Origin of the sequence: Novosphingobium sp. KCTC 2891 (assembly GCF_025938155.1) — a bacterium.
Lineage (GTDB): Bacteria > Pseudomonadota > Alphaproteobacteria > Sphingomonadales > Sphingomonadaceae > Novosphingobium.
In genome coordinates, this window is record NZ_JAPCZG010000003.1 from 486063 (window position 1) to 500571 (window position 14509).

Consider the following 14509-nt stretch of genomic DNA (forward strand, 5'->3'; position numbering starts at 1 on the left):
CCGCGTTCAGCCGTTTCGGGCTGCCACGCCCAGCTGCACGATCTTTCCGTCCGCGCCGCGCGCCGCGTGGAACGCGGTTTCGGCTTCATCGATGTAGTCGCGTGTGAGCGGCAGGGCATCGCGGTCTCGCACGATCTGGAACTGGAAGTTCACCAGATCGGCGTGCTCGAACGCGGTCGCCGCGCCCGCGAGGTAGAACAGCCACATCCGGTAGAAGCGCCCGTCATACAGCGAGATGATGCGCTCTTCCTGCGCCACGCAGCGGCTGTACCATTCGCGCAAGGTCAGCGCATAGTGGCGCCGCAGGATCTCCACGTCGGTCACCATCAGCTTGTTCGGCTCGATGGCGGCCAGCGCCTCGCTCATCGAGGGAATGTAGCCGCCGGGGAAGATATACTTGCGGGTGAAGGCGTCGGTGCCGTTAGGCGGTCCGGCCCGGCCGATCGTGTGCAGCAGCATCACGCCGTTCTTTGCCAGAAGATCGTGGCACTTGTGGAAGAACGTGCCGAAATTGGGCACCCCGACGTGCTCGAACATCCCGACCGAGACGATCCGGTCGAAGGGCCCTTCGGCATCGCGGTAGTCGGTAAGCGAGAAGGTGACCTTGCCTTCCAGACCCTCGCGCGCGGCCCACGCCTGGGCATAGGTCAACTGTTCGCGGCTCAGGGTGATGCCGTGGACGCTGGCGCCGGTCAGCCGATGGATTTCGATCGCCAGCCCGCCCCATCCGCAGCCGATGTCGAGCACGCGCATCCCCGGCCGGATCGCCATCTTGGCCGCGATATGCTCGATCTTTGCCTGCTGGGCCTCTTCAAGGGTGGTGATCCCGCCATGCCAATAGGCGCAGGAGTATTGCCGCAGCGGATCGAGGAACAGATCGTAGAGCCGGTCGTCGAGGTCATAGTGGTGGGCGACGTTGCGGCGCGAGGCGGTGCGTTGGTTCGCCTGGTCGAGCCGGAATGCGATGCGCTGGCCGATGCGCTGCAGCAGGCCCGGATTGTCGAGATCGCCGCCCCGGTCCCACGGATTGTTGCGGCGGATGAAAGACACGAAGTCCATGATGTCGCCGCCCTCGATCCGGACGCGGTCATCCATGAAGGCCTCGGCCATGCCCAGGCTGGGATTGCGGGCGATGGCGCTGGGCACTTTGGCGTCCATCAGTCGCAGGCCCAGGTCCGGCCAGCCGCTGGTGGGGGTTCCATAGGACCGCTTCCGGCCCGAAGACTCGGTGACGGTCAGCGTTCCATGTTTGACAAGGCGTTTGAGTGCCTGATCGAGCAGCATCATCGTCATCGCGAGACTCCCGTTTATCCCCGACGCACAATGCACGAAAAGCGGCGCACGTTCCCGTACGCCGCTTTTCTTTTTTCATGTTGGGGTGGTGGCGAGCCGGATTAGCGGCAGCGCACGTTCCCGCGGTCGATTTCACGGCCGAGCAGACCGCCGCCCGCCGCACCGAGGATCGTGCCGAGCGCGCGGTCGCCGCGGTTGTCGATCGAGCGGCCCAGGAGGGCCCCCACGCCAGCCCCGATGATGAGGCCGGTGGTGCCATTGCCGCGGCGACAATAATAGCGCCCGTCGCGGCCGCGCCAGATGCGGTCGTCGCGGTTCAGGCGGCGGGGTTCACTGTAGCGGCCATAGCGGTCGTAACCGCTCGAATAGTATCCACGGTCACGTCCGCCGTCATATTCGCGCTCGCGGTCGTGCGCGCGGCGTCCGTGCGCGGGTGCCCACGGCGGCGGATCGGCGAACGCCGGTGCGGAAGGAATGGCGACCGCGGCGAGAACCGCGGCGATGATGGCTTTCTTCATGGGAAACTCCCTGCATCTGAAAATGCTGATGTCTCGAACTTGCGCCGATTAACGGGCCTTCTGTCCGGACGATCCACAACGCCCGATGAACGCGCGGCCAGCGCGTCCGTTCCGCGACGGACCGGTTATCGGCGGCGGCAAGGCGTTCATCGAAAGCCACTTTGCAGGGCCGGAACGACACCTAGAACGACCTGAACGCAATACGAGGCACACATGGAACTGGATCTGATCGATGTTTTCGGAGCGAAGCCGCTGTCGGGCAATCCGCTGGCGGTGGTGCGTGGCGGCGAGGAACTGTCGGGCACGCAGATGCAGGCGCTGACCCGCTGGCTGGGCTTCTCCGAAACCACGTTCCTGCTGCCGCCCACCGATCCGGCAGCGGACTACCGCGTACGCATTTTCTATCCCGCGGGCGAACTGCCGTTTGCCGGACACCCCACGCTTGGTACGGCGCGGGCGTGGCTGGCTGCCGGCGGGGTGCCGCGCCGCGCGGACGAGATCGTGCAGGAATGCGGCATCGGCCTGGTTCCTGTGCGGCCGATGGGCGATCGACTGGCGTTCCGCGCGCCGCCGCTGCGCGTCTCGGGTCCGCTTTCGCCGGAGGAGCGCGCGGAGGCGATCCGCGTGGCGGGGGTGCGTGAAGATCAGGTGGTCGAGGCGATCCACGCCAACAACGGTCCGGCGTGGAAGCTGTTGCGCCTTCGGTCGGCCGAGGACGTGCTGGCTGCGCAGCCGGTCGCGCGCGCTTCGGTTCCCACCGATGTGGGGCTGGTGGGCCCTTGTGGGCCGGGCGGGGAAGCGCAGTTCGAAGTGCGCGCCTTTTTTGCCGACCCTGTGGGCAAGGTGTGCGAGGACCCGGTGACCGGCAGCCTCAACGCCGGAATCGCGCTGGCACTGTTCGAGCGGGGATTGGGCGGGGGCGGATATGTCGCCGCGCAGGGGCGCATCGTCGGCGCGGACGGGCAGGTCCATGTGACCCGCGACGGGGCCGAGGCGTGGATCGGCGGATCGGCGGTGATCGTGACGCGGGGTGGGACGCTGGACCTTTAACGGGACCCGTGGTTTCCTACAATAACCAAATAGGTTATTTCATGGGTGAGTATCCCATGGAGGTTCCACGATGCCCAATCCCCTCGTCCAGTTTCCCGCGGCGTTCACGGCGGCCAATGCGATCGCTTTCGCCAACCCTGACAATTCCGCGCAGCCTGTCAGCGTGGAGGCGCCGTTGCCCGTTACGATCGGCAATTTTGCGGCGACGCAGGCGGTGTCGGCCGCCCAGCTTCCCGCCAGCCTTGGCGCGAAAGCGGGCGCGGCGAGCCTTTCCATTGCCCCCGCCAGCGATCTTGCCAATCTGGAGCCGGCCGGCGCGCCGATCACCGGAACGGCGATGCCGGGCGGGGGCATCGGCCTGACCGGCTGGCTGTCCGCGATCTACAAGGCCTGCACCGAAGGATCGGCGGTGTCGGGAAGCGTCACCGCCGCCGCCACCGTCGTTTCCGCGAGCAATACCTATTACATGGGCGGCACGTTCCAGGTGACCAGCGCGGGCACGACCTGCACGATCAGCTACGAGCAATCGAACGATGGCACGACCTGGGTGGCCTTGCCGGTCATTTCGGCGGCAGCGGCGAATGCCGCGCCGGTGACGACTTCATCCGCCGCAGGGCTCTTTGCCTTCACTTCGGCCGCGGCCTTCGTGCGGGCGCGCGTCTCCACCTATGGCAGCGGCACGGTGGCGGTCACGCTCAACCAGAAGCAGCAGGCCGCGCCCAACGCCGGTGTGTCGCTGGCATCGGGTGCGGCGACGATCGGCGCGGTCACGGTGACGGGCACGGTCAATACGGGCACCGGCTATACCGACAGCACAACCGCGCTGGCGGGCGCGGCCACGTTCACCGGCACCGGACGCGCCACGGGCAGCACGCCCTATGCGTTCTTCAACGCCTGCGCCTATGCCGATCAGGCCGGAACGCTGTTTGTCGACCAATCGCTTGATACGGGAACGACTTATCAGCCGGTGGCGAGCCAGGCGGTGCCTGCTGGCAGTTTCGCCAATCTGGCGGTGCGGCTGTGCGGCGCGTTCGGTGCGGCAACGCTCTACCGCGTGCGCTATGTCAACGGCGCCACCGCGCAGGCGACGTTCCGGCTTTCCAGCAGCTTCAGCGCAGGGTGACGGGGGGCGGGGGCGGGGCAGATCGGCCGCCCGCCCCGTTCCCCGTTCAGCCGAGCGCGGCCAGCTTTTCCTCGGCGAGCCGGTCGAGTTCGGCGCGGCTCTTCTTTTCGGCGGCGGTCTTGAGCTGGCCGCACGCGGCGTCGATGTCACGGCCGCGCGGCGTGCGGACCGGGGCGGAAATGCCCGCCGCGAACACGATCTCCGCAAAGCGCTTGATGCGATCGGGCGTCGAGCATTCATAGGCCGCGCCGTCCCACGGGTTGAACGGGATCAGGTTGACCTTGGCGGGCAGCTTGTACTGCTTGATCAGGCGGACCAGTTCGCGCGCGTCGGCATCGCTGTCGTTCTTGTCCTTCAGCATCACGTATTCAAAGGTGATGCGGCGGGCGTTCGACGCGCCGGGATAATCGGCGCAGGCCTGGAGCAGTTCCTCCAGCCCGTACTTGCGGTTGATCGGCACGATCTCGTCGCGCACATCCTTGTTCACTGCGTGGAGCGAGACGGCGAGATTGACGCCGATTTCCTCGCCCGCGCGGGCCATCATCGGCACGACGCCGCTGGTCGACAGCGTGATGCGACGCTTCGACAGGGCCAGCCCTTCGCCGTCCATCACCAGCTTGAGCGCATCGCGCACGTTGTCGAAATTGTAGAGCGGTTCGCCCATGCCCATCATCACGATGTTGGTCAGCAGGCGACCGTCCGAGGTGTAGGCGCTGGCGGCCTCCTCGGTTTCCTCGTCGAAGTCCAGCCCCGCCATCGTGCCGGTGCGGGTATCGTTGGCGCCCTTGGGCCATTCGCCCAGCGCATCGCGTGCCAGCATCACCTGCCCGACGATTTCGCCCGGCGTCAGGTTGCGCACCAGCCGCATCGTGCCGGTGTGGCAGAAACGGCAGTTGAGCGTGCAGCCCACCTGGCTGGAAACACAGAGCGTGCCCCGGTCCGCGTCGGGAATGAACACCATCTCGAAATCGTGCTTGTCCGCCGTGCGCAGCAGCCACTTGCGCGTGCCGTCGGTCGAAACCTGCGCCTCGACGATCTCCGGCCGCCCGATGACGAAGCGTTCGGTCAGCCAGGGCCGCATCGTCTTGGCGATGTCGGTCATGGGCTCGAACTCTGTCACGCCGCGGTGATAGAGCCAGTGGAACACCTGCTTGGCGCGCAGCTTGGCCGCCTTGGCATCAAGGCCCGCTTCTTCGAACAGCTCGGCGATCCGTTTTTTCGGCAGGCCCATCAAGTCGACGCGGCCATCCTCGCGCGGGGTGACGCCATCGACAAGGCCGGGGCGCGAAACGGGGACGGGATCGGTGTGGCCGGGGATCGGCATCAGGGGGGTATGCATGGGCGGCATATAAGGATTCGCGGCCGCGCACGCAAATGGGCGCGCACGAACCTTCGGCAGGGAAGGGCGTTCCACGGCTCGTCCCCCGCCGGCCACCATCCACAGCACGTATATGTTGCTAAAATACCACGGTTTCTTGTTGTCTCAGGTTCAGGAAACCATACCGTCCTCCCAGACATTCAGAGGACCACTGTCGGGCCGCACGTTCTCTTTGCCGGCAGGGGAATTTCGAATGGAGTGTTACATGAACAAGATCCGCGCCATCCTCGCCGTCGGCACCGCGCTTGCCGCTGCCGCCGCCGCACCTGCGTTCGCGCAGGATGCCACGCCGGCAGAAGGTTTCGCCGGTCCGCGCGTCGAAGCGCTCGTCGGGTATGACCACCACCGTTCGGGCAGCAGCGTCGATAACGACACCACGCGCAACACCAAGCAGTCGATCGACGGTGTCGTATTCGGTGGCGGCATCGGGTACGACGTGGCGACCGGTCCGAACATGACCATCGGTGCCGAAGCCGAAATCACCGAGAGCAGCGCCGGTTGGGACAACAACAACGGCGTGCCCAACACGTTCAACCTCGGCCGGGTCGATGCCGGGCGTGACATCTATGTCGGCGGCCGCGTGGGCTATGCCATGTCGCCCAGCACGCTGCTCTATGTGAAGGGCGGCTACACCAACGCCCGTTACAACCTGAAGGGCACCGACGGCACGGTCAATCTCAGCCAGCGGCTGGATACCGACGGCTGGCGCGTGGGCGCGGGCGTGGAACAGAAGCTCGGCCAGAACACCTTCGCCAAGCTTGAATACCGCTACTCGAACTACGGCAAGGGCGAGTTCGACTTCAACGGCGGCACGCCGGACAGCAGCCGCTTCAACATCGACACGGACCGTCATCAGGTGATGGCGGGCGTGGGCGTGCGCTTCTGACCTGATGACCGGATGGACCGGGCAATGCCCGGTCCGTCCTTCCAGCCGTGATCGGCTTCTCCCGCCCGCGAGATGTGTCTCGCGCGCAGGGGAAGGCGCGCGTCTCGACCACTCTAAATCACTGCATCAAAGGAGTTTATCCGCATGAACAAGATCATTGCCGCGCTCGCCGCGGCCACCGCGCTCACCGCCGCCGTCCCGGCCTTCGCGCAGGACGCCGCCGGTGACGAGATCGTCTCGCCCGCCAAGAACTTCAGTGGCCTCAGCGTCAATACCGTGATCGGCTGGGACCACCTGCGTTCGGGCAGCACCAAGGACATCGACACCAATGCCGACGTCAAGCAGTCGCTGAACGGCGTCGTGTTCGGTGGCGGCATCGGCTTCGACGTGCCGCTGGGCGACCGGCTCACCATTGGTGCCGAGGGCGAAGCGACCACCAGCTCCGCGCGGTGGGACAACAACAACGGCGTGCCCAACACCTTCAACCTGGGCCGCGTGAAGGCCGAGCGCGATCTCTACGCCGGTGCGCGCCTGGGCTATGCGATGTCGCCGAAGACGCTGCTTTACGTGAAGGGCGGCTACACCAACGCACGCTTTGCGCTGGAAGGCAGCGGCGGCGGGCTGACGAGCAGCCAGCGGCTGGACACCGACGGCTGGCGCGCGGGCGCGGGCATCGAACAGAAGCTGGGCAACCACGGGTTCGGTCGCCTCGAATATCGCTACTCGAACTACAACAAGGGCGAATTCGACTTCAACGGCAGCACGCCGGACAGCAGCCGCTTCAAGCTCGACACCGACCGCCACCAGGTCGTTGCGGCGGTGGGCGTGCGCTTCTGACCTGAACGGCCGCAAGGCGAATGGGCGGGCCGGGGAAACCCGGCCCGTTTCGTTTGCGCGGCTGTCCTAGCGGCCGGCGCAGCCCAGCGCGGCGGCGTCGAGCGCGGAGGCGATGCCGGCAAGGCGCCAGCTATCGCGGAAGGTGCGGCCATCCGTGCCGCGCGCGGCGACGGTCAGATCGCCGGCCGAGCGCACCAGCGCCACGATCGCGGCATCGGCGCGGCGGTCCGCCGCCCAGGCGCTGGCGCCGCCGGCCACGAGATCGAAGCTCTGCCCGCCGAGCGAGAGCGTGACCCGCGCGCCGGGGGCAACGCGGCGCGCCAGCCGCACGTGAACCTGCCCGCGCACGTCGCGCGTGGGCCAGGTGCCGATGGTGAGATAGGGCTGGAATTCGCGCGGGCGGCCGGGCGCGGGGCGGGCCATGGCGATGGCGTAGCAGCGCGGCACGCCGGGATCGCGGAAGGCGCCCCAATCGTTCCAGATGCCCAGGCTGTCGCGCGCGGCGGCGGGGCAGGGGGCTGCCGCCACCGCGAGGACGGCGGCGAGGGCCAAAACCGGGCGCTTCATTCCCCGATCAGGTCGAGATAGGCGACCACATCGTTGTCGGTGGCGAGGAACAGGCCGTCCTGCACGTCTTCCGGCTGCTGCGCGGCGAGCGCGAGCGCCTCGGCCAGCGGGCCGTAGAACAGGGTTTCCGCGCTGCCCATCTCGGGTCCGTCGGCGAGATGGTAGAGCCGCACGGTCGCGTCATTGTGGGTGGTGCGCATCAGGGCTCTTCCCGGCGCGCGCCATCGAGCAGGCGGGCGGCGCGGCTGGCTTCGGCGGAGTCGCGCGCCTTTTCGCCGCTGGTGCGGCCGAACTTGGCCCGGTTGGCGGCGGCAAGGGTGGCCGCAGTATCGCGCGCCTTCGCCTTGCGCGCCTGCCGCAGGTTGACGACTTCGCCCATCAGGCGTGTTCCGTGCCCCGGTCGGATCCGAACAGCACGCGCTCCGCGCCGTTTTCGACCAGCGCGATCGAGCCTTGCACCAGCGAGGGGGCGATGGGCACGCCGTGGTCGGCGTTGACCGGATAGCCCGCCATCAGCCCGCGCAGCACACGGCTGGAAATGCCGTGCATGACGACGACATGGTCGCGCCCGTCATGATCGACGCTCTCGATCCAGCGGGTGAGGCGCGCGGCGATGGCCGGATAGTCCTCGCCGTCCGGGGCGGGGCGCAGCAGGTGGTCGGAGATGACGATGGGGCCATGCTCGGCCTCGACATCGTCGTAGGAGCGTTCGCACCACGAGCCCATGTCGATCTCTTTCAGATCGTGGGTGCGGTTGGCGACGAACCAGTCGATGCCCAGCTCCTCCGCCACCAGCGCGGCGGTCTGCAGCGCGCGGCCGGTTTCGGAGACGTGGAGCACGACCGGCGGCCGCTCGCCGAGTTCGGCGCGCAGCGCCTGTCCCATCGCGGTGGCCTGCTCGCAGCCGAGGCGGGTGAGCGGGGTGTGGATGTGGTTCGCCTGGAGGCGGCGGGCGGCATTATAGACCGTCTCGCCGTGGCGCATGATGAAGAAGCGGCCGGGTTTCATGACAAGCCTGATAGCGCGCCCGGCGCGCGAGCGCCATGGAAGGGGGCGATGAGGGGCTATTTTAATCGCCCAACCAATCGGCTGTGATCTCGCCCCTGTGCCCCTCCGGCGCCAGCGCGGCGCGCAGGGCTTCCAGCAGAGGCGGCAGCGCCTGCGTGAAGGCGTAGGGCGGGTTGACGATAAAAAGGCCCGCGCCGTTATAGATGCCGGGCTGATCGCCATCGTACAGCCAATGCTCCACGCACAGGAACTTCGGGATGCCGAGCCTGCGTAGCTGCCCCTTCCACCGGCAATGCGTGGCGCGGTCTTTCAGCGGATACCAGATCACCGTCACGCCATGCGCCCATTTACGGTGAGCGGCCGCCAGGGTGGCCGTGATACGTGCGCGTTCGTCCGTCTGCTCGTACGGCGGGTCGACGACGACCACGCCGCGCGCGGTGCGGGTCGGCAGCATCGCCAGCCAAAGCTCGTAGGCGTCGCGCTCATGAACGGCAGCGGATGTGTCGCGCATCACACCGCGCAGGGCATAGGCGTCCTCGGGATGTTTCTCGTTCAGGACCAGGAAATCCTGCGGGCGCAGAAGCTGCGCGAGAATCCGCGGCGAGCCGGGGTAGAGGTGCGGCCCAACTCTGACGTTCAAGGCCCCGGCATTCACCGCCTGTACGGCGGCGCGGTAGTCGTTCAGCAAGGGGTTCGGGTCGGCAAAGGTCCGCAGCACGCCATGCGCGGACTCGCCGGTGCGCTGGGCGTCCTCGCCGCCAAGGTCGTACAGCCCGCAGCCGGCATGGGTGTCGATCAGGGTCAGCGCGCTCTGTTTTTGCTGCAAGGCCCGCACGAGGGCGATCAGCAGGCTGTGCTTCACGACATCGGCGCTGTTTCCAGCATGGAAGGAATGGCGATAATTCATTGCGACTCAAAATCCTGACGATCGACCTTATGCGAGCTGCAGGGCGCGGTTGCCGAGCGCGAGGCGATTGAAGTGACCAATCCGGCGCTGGTATAAAGTCGGGCGGAAACCTTCAACGCACTTCTGCGCGAGGCCTCAGGCCCGCGCCAGGCTCAGAGGCTCCCGCTCTTCCTCCCCACTGACGAGGCGCGCCGCTGCGCAGGATGCGGGCGCGGTCTTGCTGCGGGTCGGGTCAGTTGTCGGCAGCGATGACTTCGATGCGCAGCGGATCACCGCCGGCGGCGATTTCGAGCAGGCGGTCGACGTTGGGATGGGCGCCCGGACGGCTGCGCGCGTCGGCGGTGTGTTCGGCGAACACGGCGAGGCCGTGATGGGCCGCTGCCGCGTCCAGGGTGCCGAAAGCCTGCTTCAGATACTGATAGACCGCGACGGACCCTTGCTTGCCCGGCTGGTTTTCGATGCTGGCGACCACGGTCCCTTGCGGGTCTGCAAGGTCGAGGCGGCTCACCCCGCCGATGGGCGGCAATTGCTGAAGGTTGTCCTTGAAGGACGCGCCTGGTTGAATCATCGCCAGCATATTTCCGACTTCCCGAGTTGATCGCGGGCGGCCCGTAACACCTTCCGCGGGTGTCCGCTACGCGGTGTGCGCTCAGGCATCGGGGTAGGTGATGCTCATGATTTCCCACTCCTTCTCTCCGCCGGGGAGACGCACCGTGCGCAGGTCTCCCACGCGGGCGCCGCGCAGGGCGCGGGCGATGGGGGCGCTCCAGCCGATCAGGCCGGCGGTCGCGTCCTGCTCGTCGTCGCCGACGAGGGTGAGCGTCTTGCGGTTGTCGTCCTCGTCCGCGATTTCCACCGTGGCGCCGAACAGGGCGCGGGTGCGGTCCTCCTGCTTGGCCGGGTCGATCACGCGCGCGGCTTTCATGCGGCGGGCGAGGAAGGCGAGCTCGCGGTCGATCTCTCGCATCCGCTTGCGTCCGTAGAGGTAATCGCCGTTTTCGCTGCGATCGCCATTGCCCGCCGCCCAGCTGACGATCTCCACGATCTGCGGGCGTTCGGTGCCCAGCAGGTGATCGTAGCGTGCGCGCAGGGCGGCGATGCCTGCGGGGGTGATGGGGTTGCCGTCGGGTTTCATGGCGCCGGGCCTTATAGCCTTGCGGCTGGTCGCGAAAGGCGCGCGGGGGCGGTTGCCTCTCGCAGCGGGCCCGCCTAGGGCGCGGGCCGATCCACTAGCCGAAAGCGAATCCCCCATGTCCGATACGATGACCCTGACCGTGAGTGCCGACGAACTGGAAATGATTGTCGATGCGCTCGAAGCGGACCTTGAGGGCTATGTCGAAGCGGCCAAGGAAGCGCGCGGCAACGCCGAGAGCGAGCACGTCGAGACGTTCAAGGACGCCGCGCTGAACATCCAGAAGCTGCTGACCCGCCTGCAGGACCTGCTGCCGGAATAAGCGGCCGGAGACGGCGCCCGCTCAGCCCGGCTGGTTCTTGCCGAGGAAGTGGCTGAGCGGGTTCGTGCCGGTATAGCTGGCGCGATCGGGGTTCATCGCCTCGTACACCACGGCGTTTTCCAGCACGCGCTGCACGTAGTTGCGCGTTTCCTGCAGCGGGATGCGCTCGATCCAGTCAACCCAGGCAATGGAGCCGGTGCGCGGATCGCCATTGGCGCGCAGCCACTTGTTCACATTGCCCGAACCCGCGTTGTAGGCGGCGACGGCCAGCGGATAGCTGCCGCCGAAATAGCTGAGCAGGCGCTGGAAATAGGCGCCGCCGAGCTGGATGTTGTATCCCGCATCGCCCAGCAGCGCGCCGTCGCTGTAGGACAGGCCAAGCTTGCCCGCCTGCTCGTTGGCGGTGCCGGGCATCAGCTGCATCAGCCCGCGCGCGCCGGCGTGCGAGATGGCGTTCTGCGCGAACTGGCTTTCCTGCCGGGTGATGGCGTGGATCATCGTCCAGGCGTGGTCGTAGCCGGTGGGCACCGGGATCAGCGGGAAGGCGATGTGCTGGAAATCGAGGTAGCCGCGCGCCCCGGCGGCCTGCCCCACGATCACGCCCAGATCACGCCGGCCAAGGCTGCGGGCAAGGTCGGCCACCAGCATGTGCTGGCCTTCGCTGCGCTGCTGCTCGCTGATTTCCTTGAAGAAGCGCACGGTGGTGCGCCAGTCGCCATTGCGGGCCACTTCGCGCACGGCCTGGGTGATGGGGGCGGAGGCAAAGCGGCTGCGTTCGTCGGGCGTGGGCTGCGCCGCCGAATCGAGCGCGAAGCGCGGCACCGGGCGGCCGAGCCGTTCGAGCGCCAGCAGGCCGTAGAACTGGTCGGCATATTGGGCGGCAATCTCGAAATAGCGCTGCGCATCGGAGGTGCGCCCCGCCTGCGCGGAGGCGCGGCCGGCCCAGTAAAAGCCCTTGGAGCGAGTGCCCGGCGTGCGCGCGGCGGCGCCGTAGCGATAGAACAGAGGCGCGGCATCGGCACCGTTACCCAGGTTCCACAGCGACTGCGTGGCACCCAGCCACATCAGCGAGGTGTAATCGTCGCGCAGGCCATAGACCATCTGGCTGACGTCCTCGCCCGGATCGAACGCGTCGTCGATGCCGGCGGCGATGCGGACGGCCGAGCGCGCATCGCCGGCGCCTGCTGCGCCGCGCGCGTTCAGCAGCAGTTCCTCCACCCACTTCTCGCGGTCGAAGGGCTTGCGGACCAGCAGCGGGCGATTGGCGAGCAGGGCGCGGGCGCCTGCGCCGTCACCAGCCTTGCGCAGCTGGCGGGCACGCTGGAAGACGAAGCCGGGATCGCTGTTCAGTGCCTGCCCCGAAACGCCGGCGGCGGCGGAATACGGGTCGAGGCCCTGAAGAGCCGCAAGGCGGGCGGCATCGATGCCGCGGCGCGCGGGCGAGACCCACGGCAATTCGCGCTGGGCCTGCCCGAGCGCACCGGCCCAGAGCAGCGCGTCCATCCGCGCGTCGTGATCGTCCTGCGTGAAGGTGTTGCCATAGCCCGCCAGCAGCGAGGTTTCGGCCATGTCGGTCATCGCCCCGCCGCGCCAGGCGGCGCGCGCAACCTGCGCGGCTTCGGGCCGGCCCAGCGCCTTGAGCGCGAGCGCGTATTGCGCGCGGCCGGGGTTGGTCAGCGGCGGCTGGCGGTCGAAGAAGGCGACGAGCGTGGAAGCGTCGGCGAAGTCGCGTTCGAGCGCGCCTTCGGCATAGCGGCGAAGCTTGTCCTCGTCCGGGAAGCCGGGGTAGGCGAGGACGAAGCCGGCGTAATCGTTGAACGAGAAGCGGTTGGTGCTGGACAGCAGCTTCCAGCGGTCGATCGCCTGAGCCATCGGCCCCTGGCTGCCCGACACGAGCTGCGCGCGGGCGCGGTCCCACGCGCTGGCGTCCACATCGCTGCCGCTGCCATCGCTGGCGTGGCAGGCGACAGAAACCGCAAGACCGGGCAGCACCAGGGCGCCCAGACCAAGTTTTCGAAGCATAGCTTTCACGTCCATGCTGGACATCCTATGGCGCGCGTCCTTATCAGGCGCTGAACACGAGACCCCGTTGGCGGCTCGGCGCCCTGAAAGGGCGCCGTTTCCCGATCATGCGGCATTTGAAGGGTGAAAGTCCATGTTTTCCGGCTCGATTCCGGCTCTGGTGACTCCTTTTCGCGATGGGGCGTTCGATGAGAAGGCGTTTCGCCGGCTCGTCGACTGGCAGATCGAGAACGGTTCTTCGGCGCTCGTCCCCTGCGGCACCACCGGCGAGGCCTCGACCTTGTCGAATGCCGAGCATCACCGCGTGATCGAAGTCTGCGTCGAGCAGGCGGCTGGCCGCGTGCCGGTGATCGCCGGCTGCGGCAGCAACGACACGATGAACGCGTTGCTGCACATGAACTTTTCCAGGAAGTGCGGGGCGCAGGCCGCGCTCTGCGTGGCGCCCTACTACAACCGGCCGAGCCAGGCCGGACTGCTGGCGCACTTCAGCTACCTGGCCGAGCACAACGAGCTGCCGATCATCCTTTACAACGTGCCCGGCCGCACCGTGACCGACATCAAGCCGGAAACCGTGTGCGAGCTGGCGAAGCGCTATCCCGACAAGATCGTGGGCATCAAGGACGCGAGCGGCGACCTTTCGCGCGTGACCGATCACCGCATGGGCATCGGCACGTATTTCTGCCAGCTTTCGGGCGATGACGAACTGGCGCTGCCGGCCAATGCGGCGGGCGCGGTCGGCTGCATCTCGGTGACGGCGAACGTCGCGCCGAAGCTGTGTGCCGAATTCCAGAAGGCGTGCGCCGAGAACGACCTGGTGCGCGCGCGGGAGCTGAACGACCAGCTCTATCCGCTGCACTACGCGATGTTCGAGGATGCCTCGCCGGGGCCGGTCAAGTATGCGCTGACCCGCGTCCATGACTGGCTGACCGAGGATCTGCGCCTGCCCATGGTGGCGTGCAGCCAGGAAGCGCGCGATGCCGTTGATGCGGCGCTGGAGCACGCGGGCCTGATCTGAAGCAGCAAGCAGGCCAGGTTCGCGGGCGGGGGGCAGCGCGATGATCCGGAGTGAGCGGGCAAGGCACATGGCGATGGGCGCGGCGGTCGTGCTCGTGCTTGTCGTGGGCTTTGTGCTTCTGACGCCGTTGGGCGCGCCGATGCCGGCGGATTTCAATGGCGCCTCGCTCGAGATGATGCGCCTCCAGACCTACGACTTCGCTTTGTCGGGAATCACCGGGGTCGCCACGCTCATCACGGCGGTGGCGGCGGCGCGCTTCGCCAGCCAGGCGGCCCAGCAATCGCGGCGCAGCGCCGATCTTGCGCGCGAGGCGATGATTTCCAGCGAGCGGGCGTGGATCCACGTCGACGTGCAGCTGGAGGGGCCGGTCGTCTACAAGGACGATGGCAGCGTGCGGGCGCCGGTGCGCGTGACCATCGGCAATATCGGCAATTCCCCGGCGATCAACGTG

General features: G+C 67.5%; 17 protein-coding genes. 6 read left to right on the forward strand and 11 right to left on the reverse strand.

The features are described from left to right. Nucleotides 1–6: 6 nt before the first annotated feature. Both OLX02_RS08685 and OLX02_RS08690 read right to left on the reverse strand, forming a co-directional pair. The gene (locus OLX02_RS08685; RefSeq protein ID WP_264422080.1) at nucleotides 7–1287 is read right to left on the reverse strand and encodes an SAM-dependent methyltransferase; all 1281 of its coding nucleotides are present in this window, start codon (nucleotides 1285–1287) and stop codon (nucleotides 7–9) included. Between the two features lie 107 nt (nucleotides 1288–1394). Next, nucleotides 1395–1811: a glycine zipper 2TM domain-containing protein gene (locus OLX02_RS08690; protein WP_264421975.1), complete on the reverse strand. Its 417-nt coding sequence runs from the start codon at nucleotides 1809–1811 to the stop codon at nucleotides 1395–1397. 213 nt (nucleotides 1812–2024) lie between these two features. Here OLX02_RS08690 and OLX02_RS08695 point away from each other — a divergent pair, with 213 nt between their 5' ends. Together OLX02_RS08695 and OLX02_RS08700 are read left to right on the forward strand one after the other, a co-directional pair. Continuing rightward, entirely contained in the window at nucleotides 2025–2861 is an 837-nt protein-coding gene (locus OLX02_RS08695) for a PhzF family phenazine biosynthesis protein (RefSeq protein ID WP_264421976.1), read from the forward strand. 70 nt (nucleotides 2862–2931) lie between these two features. Next, nucleotides 2932–3984, forward strand: coding sequence for a hypothetical protein (locus OLX02_RS08700; RefSeq protein WP_264421977.1), 1053 nt, complete (start codon nucleotides 2932–2934; stop codon nucleotides 3982–3984). 46 nt (nucleotides 3985–4030) lie between these two features. Here the strand turns inward: OLX02_RS08700 and rlmN are convergent, their stop codons facing one another. Continuing rightward, on the reverse strand, nucleotides 4031–5323 hold the full coding sequence (rlmN, locus tag OLX02_RS08705; protein WP_413630134.1) for a 23S rRNA (adenine(2503)-C(2))-methyltransferase RlmN: 1293 nt from the start codon (nucleotides 5321–5323) through the stop codon (nucleotides 4031–4033). 244 nt (nucleotides 5324–5567) lie between these two features. Here rlmN and OLX02_RS08710 point away from each other — a divergent pair, with 244 nt between their 5' ends. Then, a complete protein-coding gene (locus OLX02_RS08710) occupies nucleotides 5568–6248 on the forward strand; it encodes an outer membrane protein (RefSeq protein WP_264421980.1) in 681 nt (226 codons plus the stop codon). A 144-nt stretch (nucleotides 6249–6392) separates the two neighbouring features. Further along, nucleotides 6393–7085, forward strand: coding sequence for an outer membrane protein (locus OLX02_RS08715; protein WP_264421982.1), 693 nt, complete (start codon nucleotides 6393–6395; stop codon nucleotides 7083–7085). A 66-nt stretch (nucleotides 7086–7151) separates the two neighbouring features. Here OLX02_RS08715 and OLX02_RS08720 read toward each other — a convergent pair whose 3' ends face one another. From OLX02_RS08720 to OLX02_RS08750, 7 genes are all read right to left on the reverse strand, one after another. After that, entirely contained in the window at nucleotides 7152–7652 is a 501-nt protein-coding gene (locus tag OLX02_RS08720; protein WP_264421984.1) for a hypothetical protein, read from the reverse strand. Beyond that, on the reverse strand, nucleotides 7649–7852 hold the full coding sequence (locus tag OLX02_RS08725) for a hypothetical protein (RefSeq protein ID WP_264421985.1): 204 nt from the start codon (nucleotides 7850–7852) through the stop codon (nucleotides 7649–7651). Before OLX02_RS08725 ends, OLX02_RS08720 begins: the two co-directional genes overlap by 4 nt. Next, entirely contained in the window at nucleotides 7852–8031 is a 180-nt protein-coding gene (locus OLX02_RS08730) for a DUF4169 family protein (protein WP_264421987.1), read from the reverse strand. The genes OLX02_RS08725 and OLX02_RS08730 overlap by 1 nt, the downstream gene beginning before the upstream one ends. After that, the gene (locus OLX02_RS08735; protein ID WP_264421989.1) at nucleotides 8031–8660 is read right to left on the reverse strand and encodes a histidine phosphatase family protein; all 630 of its coding nucleotides are present in this window, start codon (nucleotides 8658–8660) and stop codon (nucleotides 8031–8033) included. The genes OLX02_RS08730 and OLX02_RS08735 overlap by 1 nt, the downstream gene beginning before the upstream one ends. A 61-nt stretch (nucleotides 8661–8721) precedes the next feature. Next, nucleotides 8722–9567 carry a 23S rRNA (adenine(2030)-N(6))-methyltransferase RlmJ gene (locus OLX02_RS08740; protein WP_264421991.1) on the reverse strand — a complete coding sequence of 282 codons (846 nt, stop codon included), beginning with the start codon at nucleotides 9565–9567 and terminating at the stop codon, nucleotides 8722–8724. Nucleotides 9568–9799: 232 nt separating this feature from the next. Beyond that, the gene (locus OLX02_RS08745; protein ID WP_264422082.1) at nucleotides 9800–10135 is read right to left on the reverse strand and encodes a DUF2322 family protein; all 336 of its coding nucleotides are present in this window, start codon (nucleotides 10133–10135) and stop codon (nucleotides 9800–9802) included. A gap of 81 nt (nucleotides 10136–10216) precedes the next feature. Further along, entirely contained in the window at nucleotides 10217–10702 is a 486-nt protein-coding gene (locus OLX02_RS08750) for a GreA/GreB family elongation factor (protein ID WP_264421993.1), read from the reverse strand. Nucleotides 10703–10817: 115 nt separating this feature from the next. On the opposite strand from OLX02_RS08750, the gene OLX02_RS08755 reads away from it, so the two are divergent. After that, nucleotides 10818–11021: a hypothetical protein gene (locus OLX02_RS08755; RefSeq protein WP_264421995.1), complete on the forward strand. Its 204-nt coding sequence runs from the start codon at nucleotides 10818–10820 to the stop codon at nucleotides 11019–11021. A 21-nt stretch (nucleotides 11022–11042) separates the two neighbouring features. On the opposite strand, the gene OLX02_RS08760 is transcribed toward OLX02_RS08755, so the two are convergent. Further along, complete coding sequence (locus OLX02_RS08760) at nucleotides 11043–13043, reverse strand: lytic transglycosylase domain-containing protein (protein ID WP_264421997.1); 2001 nt, start codon at nucleotides 13041–13043, stop codon at nucleotides 11043–11045. Nucleotides 13044–13176: 133 nt separating this feature from the next. Between OLX02_RS08760 and dapA the strand changes: the two genes are divergently transcribed. Next, nucleotides 13177–14058 carry a 4-hydroxy-tetrahydrodipicolinate synthase gene (dapA, locus tag OLX02_RS08765; RefSeq protein WP_264421998.1) on the forward strand — a complete coding sequence of 294 codons (882 nt, stop codon included), beginning with the start codon at nucleotides 13177–13179 and terminating at the stop codon, nucleotides 14056–14058. Nucleotides 14059–14509 lie beyond the last annotated feature (451 nt).